We start from the raw sequence: 21,470 nt of genomic DNA, 5'->3' as shown, positions 1-21,470 counted from the left end.
AAGAAGTATCTTTACCAGTTGGCGTTACTTTCGTAAACTCTGGACTGTAGGTCGCAGTCACCGGGGTGCCATTCTTATCTACGCGCTTGACTGTGACTGGATCTGGGTTGCCTACAAACTGCTTATCTGGAGTGAAGGTCACTGTACCATCTGGCGCAATCGTGTAGGTTCCTTGGCCTGGAATAGATTTCTCTTTGCTTCCATCTGCGAAGGTTGGCTCGACTGTTTCATCAATTGGAACCAGTGGATCACCACCTTGGAAGCTTGGAGTGCCCGTTTGTGGAACACCCTGAGGACCTGTGCTCGTTGCGTTAGTGCTGGTTGGAACTACTTCTTTCACCACCGCTTGGTACTTGACAGTAACAGGAGTTCCGTTGACATCCACACGAGTCAATTCAAGTTCTGGTGTTTCACCCTTGAACTGTTTATCAGGAGTGAAGGTCACCTTACCGTCTGCGTCCACTTCAAACTTACCAACATTTGGCACTTCCTTCACAGCTGTCCCATTGTCAAATAGTGGGGTCGAATCAGCTGGGAATGGAACTGAGTCATGGCTTGGAGTGAAGGTCACTTTACCTTCTTGGACTTGACCTTGCAGCCCCCCTGTCTTATCTCCTGTACCAGTTGGTGTTACTTTCGTAAACTCTGGACTGTAAGTCGCGGTGACTTCTGTACCATTCTTATCGACCCGTTTAACCGTTACTGGATCCAGTTTTCCTACAAACTGCTTGTCTGGGGTGAAGGTTACTGTACCGTCTGGTGCAATCGTGTAAGTTCCTTGGCCTGGAATAGATTTCTCTTTGCTTCCATCTGCGAAGGTTGGCTCGACTGTTTCATCAATTGGAACCAGTGGATCTCCACCTTGGAAAGTTGGAGTACCAGTTTGTGGAAGGCCTTGAGGGCCTGTGCTAGTTGCGTTAGTGCTCGTTGGAACCACTTCTTTCACCACCGCTTGGTACTTGACTGTAACAGGAGTGCCGTTGGCATCCACACGAGTCAATTCAAGCTCTGGTGTTTCACCCTTGAACTGTTTGTCTGGTGTGAAGGTCACCTTGCCATCTGCGTCCACTTCGAACTTACCAACATTTGGAACTTCCTTCACAGCTGTTCCATTGTCAAATAGTGGAGTTGAATCAGCTGGGAATGGAACTAAGTCATGGCCTGGAGTGAAAGTCACTTTACCTTCTTGTACCTGACCTTGAAGCCCCTCTGTCTTATCACCTGTACCAGTTGGTGTTACTTTCGTAAATTCTGGACTGTAAATTGCAGTGACTGGAGTTCCGTTCTTATCTAAACGTTTCACGGTGACTGGATCTGGGTTTCTGACAAACTGCTTGTCTGGCGTGAAGGTTACAGTTCCATCTGGTGCAATCGTATAAGTTCCTTGGCCTGGAATAGTCTTCTCTTTGCTTCCATCTTCGAAGGTTGGCTCGACCGTTTCATCAATTGGAACTAGCGGATCACCACCTTGGAAGCTTGGAGTACCAGTTTGTGGAAGCCCCTGAGGGCCTGTGCTGGTTGCGTTAGTTCCTGTTGGGGTTACCTTGGTCACTGTTGGGGTATAAGTCGCAGTTACCGGGGTGCCATTCTTATCCACACGTTTGACTGTGACTGGATCTGGGTTTCCGACAAACTGTTTGTCTGGCGTGAAAGTTACAGTCCCGTCTGGTGCAATCGTGTAAGTTCCTTGACCTGGAATAGTCTTCTCTTTGCTTCCATCTTCGAAGGTTGGCTCAACTGTTTCATCGATTGGAACCAATGGGTCGCCACCTTGGAAGGTTGGAGTACCTGTTTGCGGAACACCTTGAGGGCCTGTGCTTGTTGCGCCAGTTCCTGTAGGAGTTACCTTAGTGAACTCTGGGCTGTAAGTCGCAGTCACTGGAGTGCCATTCTTATCTACGCGTTTGACTGTAACTGGATCTGGGTTTCCGACAAACTGTTTGTCTGGAGTGAAAGTTACAGTTCCGTCTGGTGCAATCGTGTAAGTTCCTTGGTCTGGAATAGATTTCTCTTTGCTTCCATCTTCGAAGGTTGGCTCTACTGTTTCATCAATTGGAACCAATGGGTCTCCACCTTGGAAGGTTGGTGTGCCCGTTTGTGGAACACCTTGAGGACCTGTGCTGGTTGCACCAGTTCCTGTTGGTGTTACTTCTTTCACCACCGCTTGGTACTTGACAGTAACAGGAGTTCCGTTGGTATCCACACGAGTCAATTCAAGTTCCGGTGTTTCACCCTTGAACTGTTTGTCTGGGGTGAAGGTTACCTTGCCTTCTGCGTCCACTTCAAACTTACCAACATTTGGTACTTCCTTCACAGTTGCACCGTTGTCAAATAGTGGAGTTGAATCAGCTGGGAATGGAACAGAGTCATGACCTGGGGTGAAGGTCACTTTACCTTCTTGGACCTGACCTTGCAGACCTTCTGTCTTATCACCTGAACCTGTTGGTGTTACTTTCGTAAACTCTGGACTGTAAGTCGCAGTAACTGGAGTGCCATTCTTATCCACACGTTTCACTGTAACTGGATCTGGGTTTCCAACAAACTGCTTGTCTGGAGTGAAGGTTACTGTACCATCTGATGCAATCGTATAGGTTCCTTGGCCTGGAATAGATTTCTCTTTGCTTCCATCTTCGAAGGTTGGTTCAACTGTTTCATCGATTGGAACCAATGGGTCGCCACCTTGGAAGCTTGGAGTGCCCGTTTGTGGAAGTCCTTGAGGACCTGTGCTGGTTACGTTAGTGCTGGTTGGAATTACTTCTTTCACCACTGCTTGGTACTTGACGGTTACTGGGGTGCCATTAGCATCCAAACGAGTCAATTCAAGCTCTGGTGTTTCACCCTTGAATTGTTTGTCTGGTGTGAAGGTCACCTTGCCGTCTGTGTCCACTTCGAACTTACCAACATTTGGTACTTCCTTCACAGTTGTACCGTTGTCAAATAGTGGAGTTGAATCAGTTGGGAATGGAACTGAGTCATGGCCTGGAGTGAAGGTCACTTTACCTTCTTGGACCTGACCTTGCAGACCCTCTGTCTTATCACCGGTTCCAGTTGGAGTCACCTTAGTAAACTCTGGACTGTAGGTTGCAGTGACTGGAGTACCGTTCTTATCCACACGTTTGACTGTGACCGGAGTTGGGTTTCCAACAAACTGTTTGTCTGGCGTGAAAGTTACAGTTCCATCTGGTGCAATCGTGTAGGTTCCTTGATCCGGAATAGACTTCTCTTTGCTTCCATCTTCGAAGGTTGGCTCAACTGCTTCATCGATCGGAACCAGTGGGTCACCACCTTGGAAGGTTGGGGTACCTGTTTGTGGAAGTCCTTGAGGACCTGTACTGGTTGCGCCAGTTCCTGTTGGTGTTACCTTGGTCACTGTTGAGGTATAAGTCGCAGTGACTGGAGTTCCATTCTTATCTACCCGTCTAACCGTTACTGGATCTGGAGTTCCAACGTACTTCTTATCCGGCGTAAAGGTAATAGAGCCATCTGGATTGATACTGTATTCACCTACACCTGGAACTGTTTTCGTTGACTGTCCATCTTCGAAAGTCATTGGTTTCGTATCATCAATTGGAACAGCTGGATTACCTTCTGTGAAGGTTGGGGTACCTTTTTGCAGTTGACCTTGGATACCTGTGCTGGTTGCGTTAGTGCTGGTTGGAACTACTTCTTTCACTACCGCTTGGTACTTGACCGTAACAGGAGTTCCGTTGGCATCCACACGAGTCAATTCAAGTTCTGGTGTTTCACCCTTGAACTGTTTATCAGGAGTGAAGGTCACCTTACCATCTGCGTTCACTTCGAACTTACCAACATTTTGCACTTCCTTCACAGCTGTCCCATTATCAAATAGTGGAGTTGAATCAGCTGGGAATGGAACTGAGTCATGGCCTGGAGTGAAGGTCACTTTACCTTCTTGGACCTGACCTTGCAGACCTTCTGTCATATCACCTGTACCAGTTGGCGTTACTTTCTCAACAACTGGGGTATAGGTCGTTACAGCCGACTCTCCATTTTTATCCACCACTCCAACTCGAACTGGAGTTGCCGGACCATAGAAGGTTTTCAGTGGAGTAAAGACAATTGTTTTATTTACAAGATCTAAATCGTACGTCCCTTGGTTGGCAATGGTTAGCGAAGTTACCTTTTGTCCATTCTCATCATAAAGAAAGACACTGCTTTGGACTAGGTCAACGGATTTCTTTGCTCCATTAATGGTTGTTGTCCCTTTTGTAAAGTGGACCTCGCTCTCGCTTGCTCTATCCTCATCAAATCGAATCGTTGCTGCTTGCTTCTGCCCTTGAAGGCCTTTAGATTTCGCTGCACTTGCTGAAGGGACAACTGGAAGTGGAACATAATACACCACCCGATACCAGGTAAATTCTTTTTCCAACTCTTCATCTCTAGGATCATCCGCGGTCAATAAATATTCATCGAGAGCTCCTTCTCCCGACATTGTGTTTGCATCAATATCCTCTCTTGGATAATAGCCAGGAATTTCAGGAGAAATCACTTGAGACCAAGTTTGGTCTGCAGACCAGGCTGAGTATGTCACACCAGCTGTCGCATCATTTGGTTGCCGTTTCGCCAAAACCTGGTCAATTCTCTTCGTTCGAGTAAACGAATGAGTCTCAACATGTTTTGGAGGAAGGAGTGATAAATCAGAATGGTTTGTTTTTTTGAGATATTCAAAGTCAATCTCGCGAGTTCCACGAACAGTTTCGGATAGTTCTGTTATCTTGTGTCTAAACTGAAACTTGAATTGTTTTGGACTAGCCGAGTCACCAAAGGTATGATCTGTAAAATCGTTACTGATCAGTTCATATCCTGCATCTTCCAATTCCTTAATTCGACGAGCAGGATCATAAGAAATTGGTCCATTAGGTTTGCCTACAACTGTGTCTACCTGTCCTAGTTGCACTTCCTTAGACGGATCATTTACATCCACAAAAGTGAAACTTGCAGATGACAGTTTGGTGGACATTTGGATAGAAACATTATTGGACTCTGTATACTTAGAATTTCCATTTGCCAGAGCCGAAGAAAGATAAGCTGTAGCACCTGAGGCAGTATCTTGCCCGATAACTGCTCCATCGATAGGAAACTGAACACTACTTCCAGCAGCAACCGGAGCAGTCGAATGCCAACGAACTGCACGAATCTCTGACCAATCCGACACTTGGTCTGCTGCGAGCCATTGTGAAGCATTAATTTCTGTAGCAGTGCCCGCAGTACGACTATATTGAACTTCCCAGCCTGAAGGTGGTGTTAGAGCTTTTGTTAAACTCACTGTAAATTCAGATCCACGATTTCTTGATTCCAGCTGTTTATCACCTTTCATTGGAAGGGATGATAAAACATAGACATCTGAAACAGGCTGTTTCGCTGCGTTTTTATAGGTCACTCTGAAATCAATCTCATCACCAGGATAGTGTTCTTGGGAATTGTAGGCAAAGTGTTGATCTGTCGCCCTTTTCACTTCAGAGTAGACACCGCTCGCTTCTGAGGCCTGTACGATCACATTGAAGTCATGAGAGGTCGAATTTTTCGAAGTAACAGTAATCCCATCTAGTTCCCCCAAGTCATAGCCATTCTGAGCTTGAACGTCAGGAAGTTCTTCATCCCAGAAAGCAATTGCTTTATAGGTATAGGTCCCATTTGGAATTGTCTTGTTTTCCAACTTCAAAAGCGTTGGGGGCATAGAGGAGTCTGGGGTTCCCTTCACTTGGGCATAGTAGAGAGTTTTCCCAGTATCTTTGTAATTATAATAGACCTTAAAATTAAGGTTTCCACTAAAGTTTAATTGAGGGTCAGCCAAATAGGCTAAATGGTAAACTCCCGTCAAGTTTGCGAAGTTCTGAGTAGGGGTGTCTTTACCCGCAGTCCTTGTGATAAAATCTTCTTTAAAACCAGAAGCATCTGTATGTCGATTGAAAACATCCGTTCGAACTCGCCCAATCATTGAAATTTGCTGAACAACACGCGTCAATTCGGCTGAAGCCGTTTGAGAGAAGGAAACAGTGTTGCCAGTATTCTTAAAAGTGAAATCCGTTCTAGAATCCAACTTACTAATCGTCGAATCTTTATAGAGACTTTCCCAATTATTAAAACGTGTTTTGGTCTGGAAAAAAATGCCGAAGTATCATTGGTTGAGGACTTCCTCATCTTGATATTTTTAAACTTGTACTCCAGTTCCTTCACATCTTGCTCTTCCGTCAATCGTAGACTACGGGTGTTACTATTAAAAGTACCTAATAACTCACCTGTAGCTTTATTGTATACTTCTACGGATGCGTCCGGTGAAGAGAAAATTTCATTCCATTGACGCTCCTCAATCACGTTTACTTCCCGATAAGACTCTCGTGAATCCTGTATTTTATGGGTGACCGTATAGTCATTGATAGGATAATCTTTTTCAACCTCTGCGACTGATGAAAGTCGAACATTAGAACGGTATTCTGTTTCACCATAAGAACGAATCATCTCCGAGTCAGACTGATTATAGTGTCTAAATTCAAAGAGAGAAGACTCTGGCTGGTCTGTTTTTTGAACCATGAGAGTATAAGGCAAAACGACCGTATTTTGATAGCTAGTCCCATCTGCTTTTGTATAGATACCCGTCACAGTTAGGTTTTGCGCTTTTCTATTAATATCTGCTACTTTGGCATTCTTTAACTTGAAAGAAATTGGAATGAGCTTGTTTTTATTGTTGTTAATATCTTGAAGCGGATTATTTGCTCTATTAATAGTCAGATGGTAACCCGTCGCATCGGCAGTCCATCCTAGAGCTTTGGCTTCATCTGTCAGCTCATAGCCTTCTTTTAACTCTATATTATAGGTATAGGATGTGACAGGATCAATGATATGCCCTCCGACATCGCTAATACCCATACCATTGATCATACGACCATCAAAGACACCATTTCCATAGTTGAAGTAATCATTTCTTGCCGTATTATTCTTAGGATCTTTCGCACCGTTAAATAGATAGTAGGACACAACCGACGAATCATCGTCAACGATACCATCATTATTTCGATCGTAGCCAATGACCTGATTGTTAGACATTGGTGTCAGACCACCCACCCCGTTTTCTAAGACTTTCCATGTGTGTTCAATACTTCCAAGTTCTTTGAGGACATTGTCATTTTTGTCATAGAGCTTAGCAGTTGCGGTCACCTTGTGGTCTGGTCCAATGGCTTGGACAGCACCTCCCCAGTTCGGAGTCAAAGGATCTATCTGAAAAGTATAGACGAAGTTATAGTTTGCCCCACCTCTCAGATTTGTAGGTTCTATCTTTAAATCAAGGTCCCCATTCGTTTTTTCTTGACTGAACTTTACACCACCAACTGGAGAAGGGGTCAATTTAATAGCTTTCCCATTTTGGAAATGAATTTTGATATACCCACCAGAATAGTCTGCTTCGTGTCCAGTAATACTAAAGGTCAAGGATTCACGGACACTATCTACCGCATGGATATCCTTAATTGGCGAATGAGCTTGAAATACAGCATTGACTTCATCTAGCGATCTCTTGCGTCTAGAAGAAGTTTTCCCACTAGAACTGCCTTCTTCCTTGTTTTTCTGCTCAGTTTGAGTTGATTCTAGAGATTGCTTTTTCTCCTCATCTAAAGAGGGCTGACTTTCCTCCTTCGCATTGTCAACTTGAGAAACTGGTTGGCTCTGAGCGACTGGTGCAGATACTTCTATTTTGGACGGTTCAGTTTTATCCTTCCGGTCCTTAATCGCTTCGTTCTGTGTTACCACTTTTTGAGGCTCAGAAATGACTTCCTGTCCATTCTCAGCACTTTTTTCCTTCTGTTGAATTTCCGCCTGCGTTTGTTGTTCCTTATTGTTGACTTGAGCTTCATCTGCTTGCACTGGTGAAGTAGCCATCACCATAAAGGTTCCTAGCAATACCGAACAGGTCCCAACACTTAACTTTCTAATCGAAAAGCGGGAAAAAGATTGATTAAAAAATTTTTTCTTCATCATTTCTCCTTTATATTCATACTTAATCTAACATAACAGCCTTATCATTATAACTTATAGTAAATAGAATTTCCAATAGAATGTTCATTTCTACAGAAATTTCTTTATAACTCCATTTGCATAAAAAAAGGAAGCTGTAATACCAGCTTCCTTCTGTTATTTTCATTCAATTTTCACGATTATTCCACACTGAAAAGATATGGATATACGGGTTGTTGACCTTGGTGAATCTCTACTTCAACATCTTCAAATTCTTCTGCGATTTCTTGGGCAATTTCATTGGCAAGTTCTTCGCTTCCGTCTTCACCGACATAGAAAGTCACGATTTCACTGTCTTCGTCCAACATATGTTTCAATGTTTCTGTCAAGGTTTGGTGCATGTCAGGGTTTGACACGAGGATTTTCCCATCAACCATACCAAGATTGTCATTTTCATGAATTGCTAATCCATCGATAGTTGTATCACGAACAGCTGTTGTTACACTACCGCTGATGACATCACCAAGGGCTGCAGTCATACGTTCTTTGTTTTCTTCGATTGATTTGCTTGGATCAAAGGCAAGAAGACTGGTCAAACCTTGAGGAATTGTACGTGCTTCTACCACAACAGCAGGTTGTTCAAGCACTTCAGCCGCAGACTGAGCTGCCATAAAGATATTTTTGTTGTTCGGCAAGAAGATGATGTTGCGAGCATTGACCTGTTCAACAGCCTTGATAAAGTCTTCTGTTGAAGGGTTCATCGTCTGACCACCTTCGATAACATAATCCACACCTTGAGCACGGAAGATATCTGCCAAGCCTTGACCTGCTACTACTGCGATAAGGGCGTATTCCTTCTCTTCAGCTGGCTTGCTGATTTGAGCTTCTTTTTCTACTTGAGCTTCGTGTTGGTTGCGCATATTATCTACTTTAACCTTGATCAAGCTACCATATTTGAGACCTTCTTGCATGACAAGACCTGGATCTTCTGTATGAACGTGAACTTTGACGATCTCATCATCGTTGACAACAAGTAGAGAATCGCCTAAGTCATTCAAGTAGTTACGGAATTCATCGTAGTCAAAGTCCTTAGAATAAGTTGGACCTTGTTTGAGAGCTACCATGATCTCCGTACAGTAACCGAAGGTAATATCCTCAGTTGCCACATGCCCTGCTACAGACTTGTGGTGCTCTGCATTGATCATTTCACTCATGTTAGCAGGAGTCGCTACAAAGTCTTCAGAAGCACTGTATTCACCAGTAAGAGCTGAAAGGAATCCTTCATAGATAAAGACCAAACCTTGACCACCTGAGTCTACCACACCAACTTCCTTCAATACTGGAAGCATTTCTGGTGTCTTAGCCAAAGCTGCTTTTGCGCCTTCCAAGGCTGCACGCATGACCTCAACAGCATCATCTGTTTGCTCCGCTTTTTTCTTGGCACCAATGGCTGCACCACGAGAAACAGTCAAAATAGTTCCTTCGACTGGTTTCATAACAGCCTTGTAAGCTACCTCGACACCAGATTGGAAAGCAAGAGCCAAGTCTTGACCTGTTAATTCATCTTTTTCCTTGATAGCCTGAGAGAAGCCACGGAAGAGCTGAGAAGTGATAACCCCTGAGTTCCCACGCGCACCCATCAAGAGCCCTTTGGCAAGAATGCTCGCTACTTCTCCAACTGTAGAAGCAGGCTTGTCTGCTACTTCTTTGGCACCATTTTCAATGGTCATTCCCATGTTTGTCCCAGTATCTCCATCTGGAACTGGAAAGACGTTCAATGAATTGACATATTCTGCTTGCTTATTCAAACGAGTTGATGCAGCCTGCACCATCTCTTGGAATAAACTGGTAGTAATTTTTGACACGATTATTCTCCTACAACTTTGATATTTTGAATGTAGACATTCACAGTCTGAGCAGTAATCCCTAGTTGATTTTCTAAACTAAAACGAACACGCTCTTGAATGTTTTTTGACACTTCGCTTATCTTTACTCCGTAGCTCAATACGGTATAAACATCAACTGCAATGCTACCATCTTCGGCTGCTTTTATAACAACACCCTTAGAATAATTTTCCTTACCAAGAAGGGCTTGGAAATTGTCTTTGAGGGCATTTTTACTAGCCATACCGACCACACCAAAAATCTCAGTTGCGGCACCACCTACTACGGTTGCAATCACTTCATCTGTCAGTTCGATTTGACCATCTTTTGTATTAATTTTTACAGTCATTTTTTTTACCTCAACTAGTTGATACTCTATTTTATCATATTTCAGCCCAAGTGTAAAAGCAGAATGCTGTATCGGCGGATATTTACTCTATTTTTCAAATGATTTTATCCTTAGAGCAAAAGAAAAAGACCTAAGCGGTCTTTTCATTTTTATTAAACGCGTTCAACTTTACCTGATTTCAAAGCACGAGCTGAAGCCCAAACTTTTTTAGGTTTACCATCGATAAGAACAGTAACTTTTTGAAGGTTTGGTTTTACGGCACGTTTTGTTTGGTTCATCGCGTGTGAACGGTTGTTTCCTGATACAGTCTTACGACCTGTAAAGTAACATACTTTAGCCATTGTGTTTTCCTCCTATTAGATCTAATATAGCGGATGTGCTAGCACCACATACCGTACTATGTTATCACACTTTCTCTATTTTGGCAAGGAAATTCGGAGACTTTTTTTATTTAACGTAAACAACTCCAAGTTTACCAAAAGCGACTTCTCCACGGATAATCAAGGTTTTGTTTGTTGGCGCTACAGGAGCATCTGCCTTAGCTGCACCAAAGGAGGTTTCTACTTTCAAATCGACACGCCAGTGTTGTGGAACATAGACGGTTGCATTCCCGAAGGCCACTTCAATATTTAAAGTTGCAAAATCACCTAACATCTCCGCATTATCATAGTAGATTTTAGCATCCCCAAAAGCGACTTCCACTTGGTCATCTACGAGATCTTGATCTTGCTTATAGAAGGTCCCGCTACCAAAAGCGACTTCCTTATCCGTGACGACTGTTTTTTTCCCATTGTACCACCATTTTTTTTCATTCCAAAACTTACTTGAATGCGTCAAATAACCAACACCTAGCACTGCTAAGATACTAGCCCAAAACAAAGACTGGTTTGGAATAGGAAAAATGTTATAAAAATGATTCGCAATCATTAAGGCTACTAGAGCGGTAAAAACTGCTGATGTTAGATGACGACGAAGCAAAGCTTCAACTGATTGGTAAGCAAAAAAGACGATACCAATCAAAGGCCATATTTTACCATCCAAAGAAGGAATTCCAAAATTCCCTTGCAGCAAGATCCAAGCTGCTAAAACCAATAAAACAATACCAAATGCTTTCTTTTTCATGTTTTTTACCTCATGTTTCTTAGATTTTCTTTTAGGAGGGATTGGTAATGCCGTGAGACATGAACCTCCTTGTGCGTCTGATAAAAGGAAATGGTCCCCGTTCCTGAAAAGGACTTGTCCACTGAGTAAATCTGACGGATGTTTGCGATCGTTGACTTGGAAACTCGACTAAAATAGCGAGGCAGGATGGACTCCAACTCATAAAGTTTGAGACGTACTTCATAGGCTTCCTTCTGGTTATGAGCATAAATCTTGCTCCCTTCTGTTTCAAAGAAGAGAATTTCTGACAGGTCTAGATAATATTCACCTGTCCCCTTGTAAAAAGTCAACCTCGGAGCCTTTGACTCTTGCAAAAGTCGTTGCAAATCTGCAATTTCATCTGTCAAAGTGGGTGTCTTGATGACAATTTCAGTCTCCTCTAAATTGCCGTCAATCTCAATTCGTAACTTCATCACATCTCCTTTCTGACTCTACTATATCAAAGCTAAGTTAGGAATACAAGGGCAAAAAAGCAAGTGGTCAATTTGAAGCAGTAAGTGGTTGTAGGACTAGCTTAACTTACATGTCAAAATAAGAAGAAAAGGAGCCCCCACATGAGACCACAAGCATAGCCAACCAAGACATCCTTGGGATAATGAACACCCCCTAAAACCCTCACCAAGCCCAGCAATGCTGAGAAGAGCAAGCATGTTAAGCCAACAGGTAGACTAGCATGCAGACAGGCCATGGAGATGATAGTTGCCGAAAAAACATGGCGACTGGGCATCGACTGTCCCGAACTGTCCTTGTCAAGCAGAGGACTGATGTCCCAAGTTTCATAAGGTCGTGGGTGGTTGATTTTCTTACGAAAAAGAGACAAAATCACAAAACCTGATGCAGGAATAAGCACATAAACCCCAACTTGCTGACCCAATCCTAGTTGCAGGTAAGTGGTGACTAGTAAGGTCAGATAGACCAAGGGCATGGCGACTGTCATCAAACGATTGAAACTGCGTAACAGAAATAGAAGGGTGGGATGGCTGGTGAGCCTAGAGCTGATATTTCGATACCATTCTTGATAATTTTTCATTTATACTTCTCATTCATTACTTTGTTTTCGTCTACAGGTGAGACGTTTGTCTTCTAGTATAGTGCAGAAAAAGAAGGCCGTCAAGCCTTCTTTTGATTTATTCTTCTGCTTCGTCTTCTGTAAACTGACTATTATAGAGATCCGCATAGAAACCACCTTGAGCCATGAGTTCTTCATGATTGCCTTGTTCGATGATATTTCCATCTTTCATGACCAAGATCAAGTCTGCATTTCGGATGGTTGACAAGCGGTGGGCGATGACAAAGGAAGTTCGACCTTCCATCAAACGGTCCATGGCTTTTTGAATCAACTCCTCTGTACGTGTGTCGACTGAGGATGTCGCTTCATCCAAAATCAAGAGTGGTGCATCTTTGATAAGGGCACGAGCAATGGTTAAGAGCTGTCTCTGTCCGACTGACAAGGTCACTGTATCATCTAAAATAGTATCGTATCCATCTGGTAGGGTCATGATAAAGTGGTGGATTCCTACTGCTTTTGCTGCTTCAATCATTCGTTCATCACTAATCCCTGTTTGGTTGTAGATGAGATTATCACGAATGGTTCCTTCAAAGAGCCAAGTATCCTGCAAGACCATTGAAAAGGCATCGTGCACTTCAGAGCGCTTCATGTCCTTGGTATCCACACCATCAATGCGGATACTTCCCTTATCTAGCTCATAGAACTTCATCAAAAGATTGACAATGGTTGTCTTCCCAGCCCCAGTCGGTCCAACGATTGCGACCTTTTGACCTGCATGAGCTGTCGCAGAAAAATCATGGATGATGGTGCGCTCTGGTGTATAGCCAAAGGACACGTGATCAAAGACTACTTCCCCTTTCATGTCGCTCAATTGTCTCTCCTTATGAGATTCATCCTGCATCTCAGCTTCAGCTAGAAATTCTAATACACGAGTCATGGCTGCACTCGCTTGTTGCAGGCTCGTAATCCCTTGGGCAATCTGTGACAGAGGTTGGGAGAAGGTCCGTACGTAAACCATAAAGGCTACGATAATCCCTATAGTGATATGCCCTTCTAACGCCAGCGCGGCCCCAACGATGATGACTAAGACATAACTAAAGTTCCCAACAAAGAACATGGCTGGCATCATGATACCAGAGATAAATTGAGATTTCCAGATACTGTCATGCAAGTCTTGGTTTAACCCTGCAAATCTCGCTTTGGAGGTGTCCACTGCGTTGTAGCTGGTCACTACATTATGGCCAGAGTACATCTCTTCCACATAACCATTGACGGCTGCTAGATTATTTTGTTGGGCTTTAAAATAACCCTGTGACTTGGCCATGATTACGGAAACCGCCGCAAAACCAACAAGCGTAGAGACCACTGTTACGAGAGCTAAAATCCAGTTCATCCCAAACATGGTCACCAAGACAGCAATCAACAAGAAACTAGCTGAAAGAACTGTCCCTAGACTTTGGTTGAGAGATTGCGCTGCTGTATCCACATCATTGGTCACGCGCGAAAGGGTGTCTCCTTGTGAATGACGGTCAAAATAGCCAAGTGGCAAACGATTGATTTTTTCAGCGATAGCCGTCCGCAAGCGTTTTGAAAAATGTTGGATACTCGTTGAAAATATATAGGCCTGTGTATAATTAAGGATAGCTCCAAACACATATAGGACAACCAAAAATCCAGCAATGTTTGACACAGCTACCAAGTCGATTTCTGTAGCCAAGCCATCTGAAATCAAGTTAGTAATTTCTTTAATCTTAGTTGGACCATAAACGGTAATGATACTTGAAATGACTGCAGCCACAACTGCTATTAGGAGAGGGAGTTGGAGGCCTGCCATATAAGGTTTGCACTGTTTCCAGACCGAAACTTTTTTATTTTCCATGTTCCAATTCCTCCTTCGATAGTTGTGAGTAGGCAATTTCTTGGTAGACTTCGTTGGTAGCTAGAAGTTCCTTGTGGGTGCCTTGTCCCACGACTTTACCTTGATCCAAAACTAAGATCAGGTCGGCGTCCATAATGGTAGAAATCCGTTGCGCTACGATGAGCTTGGTCATGGATTTTGTTTTCTCAGCTAGCTCTTGGCGAAGGACACGATCTGTCTTGTAGTCCAAGGCTGAGAAAGAGTCATCAAAGATGAGAATCTCTGGTTTACGAGCCAAGGCATGCGCAATGGCCAAACGCTGTCTTTGACCTCCTGAGAAGTTGGTTCCTCCTTGGGCCACTTCTGATGCAAGTCCTGCTTCCTTTTCCTCAATAAAGCTTTTAGACTGGGCCAATTCAAGAGCTTGCCACATAGCAGCCTCGCTTAGAGGAGTTTCTTTGCTCTTACCAAAGTCCAAGTTCCCCTTGACATCTCCTGAGAAGAGGACTGCTTTTTGTGGAATATAGCCGACCTTATTGCGCAAATCTTCCAAATCGTAATCTTGCACATTAACTCCGTCCACTAGGATTTGTCCATCTGAAACGTCGTAAAAACGTGGCAAGAGGTTGACAAGCGTAGACTTACCTGATCCAGTCGATCCGATGAAGGCTACGGTTTGACCCGCTTCTGCTTTGAAAGTGACATGTTCCACGACTGCTTCTGAGTTTTTAGAGTAGCGGAAGGTTACATCGCGGAATTCCACTTGTCCTTGAACTGAAGGATCCGCTGTCTGTGTATGACTAGGATTTTCAATAGAAGAATGCAGATCCAATACTTGATTGATACGTCCTGCCGAAACCAAGGTACGAGGAAGAACAATAAAGAGTGCTCCCATGAGAAGGAATCCCATCACGACCTGCATAGCATAGGACATGAAGACCACCATATCACTAAAGAGTGGCAGACGTTCTGCCAAACTTGCATCGTTGATAATGTAGGCACCAATCCAGTAAATAGCTAAACTTAGTCCACTGGAAATCGCCATCATAATCGGGTTCATAATGGCCATCAATCGATTGACAAAGAGATTGAGACGTGTTACCTCATCGTTGGCTGCTTCGAATTTTTCATCTTGGTAATCTTCGGCATTGTATGCGCGAACAACTCGAATCCCAGTCAAGCTTTCACGAGTGATGCTATTGAGTTTATCTGTCAATTTTTGGATGACCGATTGTTTTGGAAAAGCCAGAGTCATAAGAACAGTGGTCATCAAGACATTGACAATAACAGCCACAAGGACCGCCCAGAGCCAGTATTCCGATTTCCCAAGGATTTTTCCAATGGCCCAGATAGCCATAATCGGCCCACGAGTAACCACTTGCAAGCCCATGGTAAAGAGCATCTGTACCTGGGTAATATCATTGGTCGTCCGAGTCAAAAGACTTGGGATTGAAAAGCGCTTGATCTCTGTCTGTGAAAAATCTAAAACGCGATGAAATACGTCTCTACGTAGATGGGTTGTATAGGATGCTGCAACACGAGCAGCAAAGAAACCCACCATAACAGATGAAAAGAAAGCCAATAAAGACAAACCAATCATCTTCGCAGCTGGTGACCAGAGTTCACCCAACTGCGTTCCAGACGTTCCCAGTAATTCTGTAATTTGCGAAATATAAGTCGGCACCTCTAACTCGAGATAGACCGAGAAACAAGTGAACAGAATCGTAAGGACAATCATTCCCCACTCTTTTCCTGTAATACGTTTAGCGAGTTTCTTCATTCTCTCCTCCTATCTTCTCAACATTTTCTTGCAACTGACCGAGAACCTTTTCAAAGATTGCCAAGTCTGACTTTGAAACACCCTCTAGCAGACTCTGATCAATCCGATCAAAAAATGCCTTAACTTTTTGCATCTGCGAACGCGATTTCTCCGTCAGGCGAACAAATTTTGCCCGCTTATCGCTCGGGCTGGCCTCTAGCTCAACCAAACCATTTTGCACCATACGCTTGACTAGATTACTCGCCACAGATTTGGTAATATTGAGTTCCTGCTCGATATCCTTAATCAAGACCAGTTCCTCTTTTTGTTCACAATGATCTAAAAAACGCAGAACCTGCCCTTGCGGTCCACCCATAAATTCAATGCCACATCGCTTGGCTTCTTTCTGTACCATCAGATGAACCTGGTGTCCAAAACGTTTGAACATTAACATCGGCTTGTCCATGATTGCTCCTTTCTCATGATGAATATAGTTCTCACAAGAACTATTTAAGTTTCAATGAGAACTATTTTATCATTTTCAGAAAAGATGTCAAGAAAAAAGTTTTCATGAGAACTATCTTAGTTTAAATTGACATTAGGCAATATTTTTTCTATAATAAGCACTAACTACTGTGGATAGAAATCCATTCATTCGATGAAGGGAGAAAACTTTCAAATGAAACCAGAAGAACAACGAGTTTTGGGAATCTTAGCAACCATTTTTGGAGCCATCGCACTGTTAGGATCCTGGATCCCGTTTATTAACTATCTATCGTTTTTCATCGCCATCGTCGCATTTATCTTGGGGATTATCGGCCTTATCGTCAACCTCAAAAAAAGAAAAACAATGGCCATTATCGGAACATCCCTCGCAGTTGCTTCTGTTGTACTTTTCTTTACGACCCAGGTACTGTACGCTAATGTCTACAAAGAGTTTGTCAGGGAGTTTAACCGTTCCTATAGAGAGGCAAGTTCCTCAATGGAACGCGAAGAAGAAAGCGACTTGACAGATGATAGCGCCTATTCCATCCCTGAGGAGGAAGAAAACGATACCTTCACCTGGACCCAAGAACAGTTCGACACCTTAATCGAAGGTGACCTTGACAACAAAGGAAAAGGTGGTACCAACTACAAGGATATTATCAAAAAACACGGACTACCAGACTCTGAGTTTGACTCCACTATCGGAGGCTATGATACGAGAAAAATCACCTATATCTCCATTGGAGACAAGATCAAGACCGTTACCTTAACTTTTGCAAAACAAGACAATGGACAGCTCTTGCTCGTCCAAAAACATGCAGTCGGTCTAGGTCTAGAAAAAAGCAAGAAACAAAACGACTCTGAAAGCAGAGTCTAAGTTCTAATATCAAAAAAAAACGAACAGCTAGTAAAACTGTTCGTTTTTCTATTAGAATCCATCTACGTTTGTGTAGATCTTTTGTACATCTTCGTCGTCTTCAAGGACGCTGTAAAGTTTTTCAAAGGTTTCAAGGTCTTCGCCTGACAATTCCACTTCAGACTGAGGAATCATTTCCAATTCAGTCACTTGGAATTCTTCGATGCCAGACTCACGAAGGGCAACGATAGCCTTGTGGAGGTCTGTTGGAGCAGTGTAAACCGTGATTGTTCCTTCTTCTGCTTCTACATCGTCCACATCCACATCTGCTTCGAGCAATTGCTCAAAGACCGCATCAGCGTCCTCACCTGCAAATACGATCACACCTTTGTTATCAAAGAGGTATGAAACTGAACCTGAAGCACCCATGTTTCCGCCATTTTTACCAAAAGCTGCACGGACATTGGCTGCAGTACGATTAACGTTAGAAGTCAAGGTATCCACAATCAACATAGAACCATTTGGTCCAAATCCTTCGTAACGTCCTTCTGTAAAGGTTTCGTCTGTGTTTCCTTTTGCTTTATCAATCGCTTTATCGATAACGTGTTTCGGCACTTGGGCTTGTTTCGCACGGTCGATAACGAATTTCAAAGCAGTGTTTGATTCTGGGTCTGGATCACCTTTTTTTGCTGCTACATAGATCTCTACACCAAATTTTGCATATACTTTAGAGTTAGCTCCATCTTTAGCCGTTTTCTTGGCTACGATATTGGCCCATTTACGTCCCATTAGGAATCTCCTTTTTTCACATTTTAATCTTTCTTATTATAACACAAGTCTTTTCGATTTTCACTAGAGGAAATGGATTTTATTCAGCAAATCCAGCTAGGATTGTCCTTTGGCTGCCAAGATTGCCTTGCCTTCTTTTATCAGGGGATGGCGGAAAAGTGAAAAGTACAGTTGGGTGGTCATGGCAACCCAGATAAGGGGTTCGCAAAGGATAACTCCCCTATAGCCTGCCCAAGGGATAATCAAGACCACAAAAACGATTTTCCCGATTAGTTCTATAAAGCTGGAAACTAGAGGAAGGACTTTCTGCCCCAATCCCTGCAAGCAATTCCGATAAATCAGCAAAAGGCTCAAAATCGGATAAAAGACTGAACTGATTTGCAGGTAGAGGCTACCATTTTCTACCAAGTAGGTATCTGTCGAACTGGCCAAGAAAGAAACCAAACTAGGACTGGCAAAAAAGAGGAAGATACAAACAAAACCTGCCCAGGACATACTCAAACGACTCCCAATACCAAGACCTTGGACTATGCGATCTGGTCGCTTGGCCCCAAGATTCTGAGAGGCAAAGGTCGTCATAGCAGAAGAAATAGCCGTCATTGGAAGGAGAGCAAAGGCCATAATGCGTCTAGCTGCTGTTTGAGCACTAATAATCACAGCTCCAAAGGTATTGACAGAAGACTGTAAAATCACGCTACCAATGGACACAATCGAACTCATCAGACCCATGGCCAAACCTTGTTCTAAAAGATCCGCGTACAAGGCCTTGTTCCATTTAAAATGCTTGAGTTGAGGGAGCAGTTCTGGAACACTCTTGCGGATATAATAAAAGCAGAGAAGCGCTGACAAGCCTTGTGAAATAATAGTAGCAAGCCCCGCAGATTGAACTCCCAGATGCAATTGCGTAATAAAATACAAATCTAGCACCACATTAACCAAGGCAGAAAAAATCAGAAAGCCAAGAGCTGCTAGACTGTCACCAATAGACCGCAACAAGCCTGCAAAGAGATTATAGGCGAAGCTGACACCGACACAGGTCACTATCATAGAAATATATTGATAGGATTGGAGAAGGATTTCTGCAGGGGTATCCAGGTATTGCAAGAGTGGATACAGACCGACAAATCCCATCAGCATGACCACAATGCTCAAAAGAGCACCTAAAACCCAAGTTGCTGCTACTGCTTCCTTGATCTTTGTAAAATTCCGAGCCCCATAATAGCGGGCAATGACGATCCCCATCCCATTGCCAACACCAAGCGTAAAGCCTATAATCAAGTCAAAAATGGCCGTTGTCGCCCCTACTGCAGCCAAGGAATCTTGACCAAGAAATCGCCCAACAATCAAGACGTCAGCTGTATTATAGAGCTGTTGGAAAATATTAGACAGCAAGATGGGAAAGGCAAAGCTTAACAGCGCAGGAAGAATAGGACCATGTATCAAGTCCACGGATCGTTTCTTATTCATAAAGCTATTATATCAGCTTTCTAATGGAGCGACAAGGCTCTGTCACTAAGTTTGCAATCAATTGCTTACAGAGAGACAATTTGCTATAATCAAGAAAAGGAGGTCATTTATGAGTTTGACCAGTCAATTAATTACCGATGTATTTCCTGATCTGGATAAGGTTGAAAAGCTAAACAAGGAAGCATTCCCTGAGGAAGAACGAGTTCCTCTGTCAGAGTTTTTGCGCTATCAAGACCGAGAAGACGTTCACTTTTTTGCCTTTTATAACCAAGAAGAGTTTGTCGGCTTTGCTTTTGCCATCTCCAATCCAAAGGCCTTCTATATCAGTTTTTTTGCCATCATGCCCCACTTGAGAAGCCACGGATATGGAAAAGAAATCATCGAAAAGCTGACTGATTTTTACCAGCGAACCATGTTACTGGAAGTCGAGCGATTGGATGAAGAATGCGATAACTTGGAGCAGAGAAAGGCACGCATGGATTTCTATCGCCAAAATGGTTTCAAAACAGCCAACGCTTTTCTAGAGTACGATGGTTTGAGTTTTGAAATTCTCTACCGTGGCGACCATTTTGACGAAGAAGCCTATCGCGACATCTTCCAAAAGCTACAGAATGAACATTATTTTGACTTTCATATAGAGTATCGTCGTTTTAGTGATCATTAGCTCGTTTGAGTTAGATAAAAAAGTAGCAGAAAATCTGCTACTTTAATTTTTATTCTTCAATTTCGATTTCAAGTCCGTCGCCTAGGTCAAGCGTTACTTCTTGGCTAGGTGCTAGATCTTCTGCGACAGAGATAGGAGTTGTCCCTTCTTCATCTTCAATCAAGCCATATTGAACACGAACTTGATGGTCAATGGCATCAAAGATTTCTGGGTGATCCGCCAAGTATTTCTTAGCATTTTCAGATCCTTGTCCGATTTTTTCACCCTTGTAAGAGTACCATGCTCCCGCTTTTTGGATGATATCGAGATCACTTGCAATCTTCAAGAGCTCACCAGTCTTAGAGATTCCTTCTCCGTACATGATTTCAACAAAGGCTTCCTTAAATGGTGGAGCCACCTTGTTTTTCACGACCTTGATCTTGGTTTCCTTACCGACATTGGTATCTTTTTGGTCACCAGTTCCCTTGATTTGTGTGCTTCCACGAACATCCAAACGGACTGAAGCGTAGAATTTCAAAGCACGTCCACCAGGTGTTGTTTCTGGATTTCCAAACATAACCCCAACTTTTTCACGCAATTGGTTGATAAAGATGGCAATTGTTTTGGTTTTATTGATAGAAGCTCCGAGTTTACGCATGGCCTGGCTCATCATACGAGCCTGCAAACCAACGTGACTGTCTCCAATATCCCCATCAATTTCCGCACGAGGTACAAGGGCTGCAACTGAGTCAATAACGACGAGGTCAACTGCACCTGAGTCAATCAATTTTCCAGCAATTTCAAGACCTTGCTCTCCTGAGTCTGGTTGTGACAAGAGCAATTCGTCAATGTTCACACCAAGGGCTGCAGCATAGGCTGGGTCAAGAGCATGTTCCGCATCGATAAAGGCTGCAATACCACCTTCTTTCTGTGCTTGCGCAACAGCGTGAAGGGCAACCGTTGTCTTACCAGATGATTCTGGTCCATAGATTTCGATGATACGTCCTTTAGGATAACCACCTGAACCAAGGGCAATGTCCAGAGCCAATGAGCCTGAGCTCATCACTTGAACTTTTTGCTCCGCGCGCTCACCCAAGCGCATGATTGAGCCTTTACCAAAGTCTTTCTCAATCAATTTAAGAGCATCGTTCAATGCTTTTTCACGGTCAGCTCCAAATTTTTTCCCAATTTCATCTAATTTTTTTGTTGGTTTTTTCGCCATTTTGTTCTCCTATATTCTA

16 protein-coding genes are annotated in these 21,470 nt (G+C 43.2%); 2 read left to right on the top strand and 14 right to left on the bottom strand.

Translation table 11 applies throughout. From position 1 onward, the window contains the following. The 11 genes from SORDD27_RS10385 to SORDD27_RS07330 all read right to left on the bottom strand — a co-directional run. Positions 1–4,981, bottom strand: a 4,981-nt coding sequence (locus SORDD27_RS10385; protein ID WP_462217673.1) for a mucin-binding protein, incomplete at its 3' end; no start/stop codon positions are given. 1,001 nt (positions 4,982–5,982) lie between these two features. Then, positions 5,983–7,989 (bottom strand): YSIRK-type signal peptide-containing protein, encoded by a 2,007-nt coding sequence (locus SORDD27_RS10380; RefSeq protein WP_231069325.1) that lies wholly within the window; start codon positions 7,987–7,989, stop codon positions 5,983–5,985. Positions 7,990–8,168: 179 nt separating this feature from the next. After that, positions 8,169–9,833, bottom strand: a complete 1,665-nt coding sequence (locus SORDD27_RS07370; RefSeq protein WP_061428339.1) for a DAK2 domain-containing protein — start codon at positions 9,831–9,833, stop codon at positions 8,169–8,171. A gap of 2 nt (positions 9,834–9,835) precedes the next feature. Beyond that, the gene (locus SORDD27_RS07365) at positions 9,836–10,201 is read right to left on the bottom strand and encodes an Asp23/Gls24 family envelope stress response protein (RefSeq protein WP_000216434.1); all 366 of its coding nucleotides are present in this window, start codon (positions 10,199–10,201) and stop codon (positions 9,836–9,838) included. A 152-nt stretch (positions 10,202–10,353) separates the two neighbouring features. Then, entirely contained in the window at positions 10,354–10,542 is a 189-nt protein-coding gene (rpmB, locus tag SORDD27_RS07360; protein ID WP_001140948.1) for a 50S ribosomal protein L28, read from the bottom strand. 106 nt (positions 10,543–10,648) lie between these two features. Continuing rightward, positions 10,649–11,323: a LiaF transmembrane domain-containing protein gene (locus SORDD27_RS07355; protein ID WP_061428337.1), complete on the bottom strand. Its 675-nt coding sequence runs from the start codon at positions 11,321–11,323 to the stop codon at positions 10,649–10,651. Between the two features lie 5 nt (positions 11,324–11,328). After that, entirely contained in the window at positions 11,329–11,775 is a 447-nt protein-coding gene (locus SORDD27_RS07350; protein ID WP_000776591.1) for a LytTR family DNA-binding domain-containing protein, read from the bottom strand. Between the two features lie 113 nt (positions 11,776–11,888). After that, complete coding sequence (locus SORDD27_RS07345; protein WP_061428336.1) at positions 11,889–12,392, bottom strand: phosphatase PAP2 family protein; 504 nt, start codon at positions 12,390–12,392, stop codon at positions 11,889–11,891. Between the two features lie 97 nt (positions 12,393–12,489). Then, complete coding sequence (locus tag SORDD27_RS07340; RefSeq protein WP_000428384.1) at positions 12,490–14,250, bottom strand: ABC transporter ATP-binding protein; 1,761 nt, start codon at positions 14,248–14,250, stop codon at positions 12,490–12,492. Continuing rightward, positions 14,240–16,009, bottom strand: a complete 1,770-nt coding sequence (locus SORDD27_RS07335) for an ABC transporter ATP-binding protein (protein WP_061428334.1) — start codon at positions 16,007–16,009, stop codon at positions 14,240–14,242. Before SORDD27_RS07335 ends, SORDD27_RS07340 begins: the two co-directional genes overlap by 11 nt. Then, positions 15,993–16,454 (bottom strand): MarR family winged helix-turn-helix transcriptional regulator, encoded by a 462-nt coding sequence (locus SORDD27_RS07330; RefSeq protein ID WP_000360526.1) that lies wholly within the window; start codon positions 16,452–16,454, stop codon positions 15,993–15,995. The genes SORDD27_RS07335 and SORDD27_RS07330 overlap by 17 nt, the downstream gene beginning before the upstream one ends. A gap of 192 nt (positions 16,455–16,646) precedes the next feature. Between SORDD27_RS07330 and SORDD27_RS07325 the strand changes: the two genes are divergently transcribed. After that, complete coding sequence (locus SORDD27_RS07325) at positions 16,647–17,351, top strand: CD20-like domain-containing protein (RefSeq protein WP_061428332.1); 705 nt, start codon at positions 16,647–16,649, stop codon at positions 17,349–17,351. A gap of 51 nt (positions 17,352–17,402) precedes the next feature. Here SORDD27_RS07325 and SORDD27_RS07320 read toward each other — a convergent pair whose 3' ends face one another. Beyond that, positions 17,403–18,119 carry a YebC/PmpR family DNA-binding transcriptional regulator gene (locus SORDD27_RS07320; protein ID WP_000532894.1) on the bottom strand — a complete coding sequence of 239 codons (717 nt, stop codon included), beginning with the start codon at positions 18,117–18,119 and terminating at the stop codon, positions 17,403–17,405. Between the two features lie 96 nt (positions 18,120–18,215). Continuing rightward, entirely contained in the window at positions 18,216–19,586 is a 1,371-nt protein-coding gene (locus SORDD27_RS07315) for an MATE family efflux transporter (protein WP_061428330.1), read from the bottom strand. Between the two features lie 109 nt (positions 19,587–19,695). Between SORDD27_RS07315 and SORDD27_RS07310 the strand changes: the two genes are divergently transcribed. After that, positions 19,696–20,250 carry a GNAT family N-acetyltransferase gene (locus SORDD27_RS07310; RefSeq protein ID WP_061428328.1) on the top strand — a complete coding sequence of 185 codons (555 nt, stop codon included), beginning with the start codon at positions 19,696–19,698 and terminating at the stop codon, positions 20,248–20,250. Positions 20,251–20,299: 49 nt separating this feature from the next. Here the strand turns inward: SORDD27_RS07310 and recA are convergent, their stop codons facing one another. Beyond that, a complete protein-coding gene (gene recA / locus SORDD27_RS07305; RefSeq protein ID WP_061428326.1) occupies positions 20,300–21,451 on the bottom strand; it encodes a recombinase RecA in 1,152 nt (383 codons plus the stop codon). Positions 21,452–21,470 lie beyond the last annotated feature (19 nt).

The organism is Streptococcus oralis (assembly GCF_001579025.1).
Lineage (GTDB): Bacteria > Bacillota > Bacilli > Lactobacillales > Streptococcaceae > Streptococcus > Streptococcus oralis_X.
Note: the sequence above shows the minus strand (reverse complement) of the source record. Positions and strands in the feature narration are given on the sequence as shown.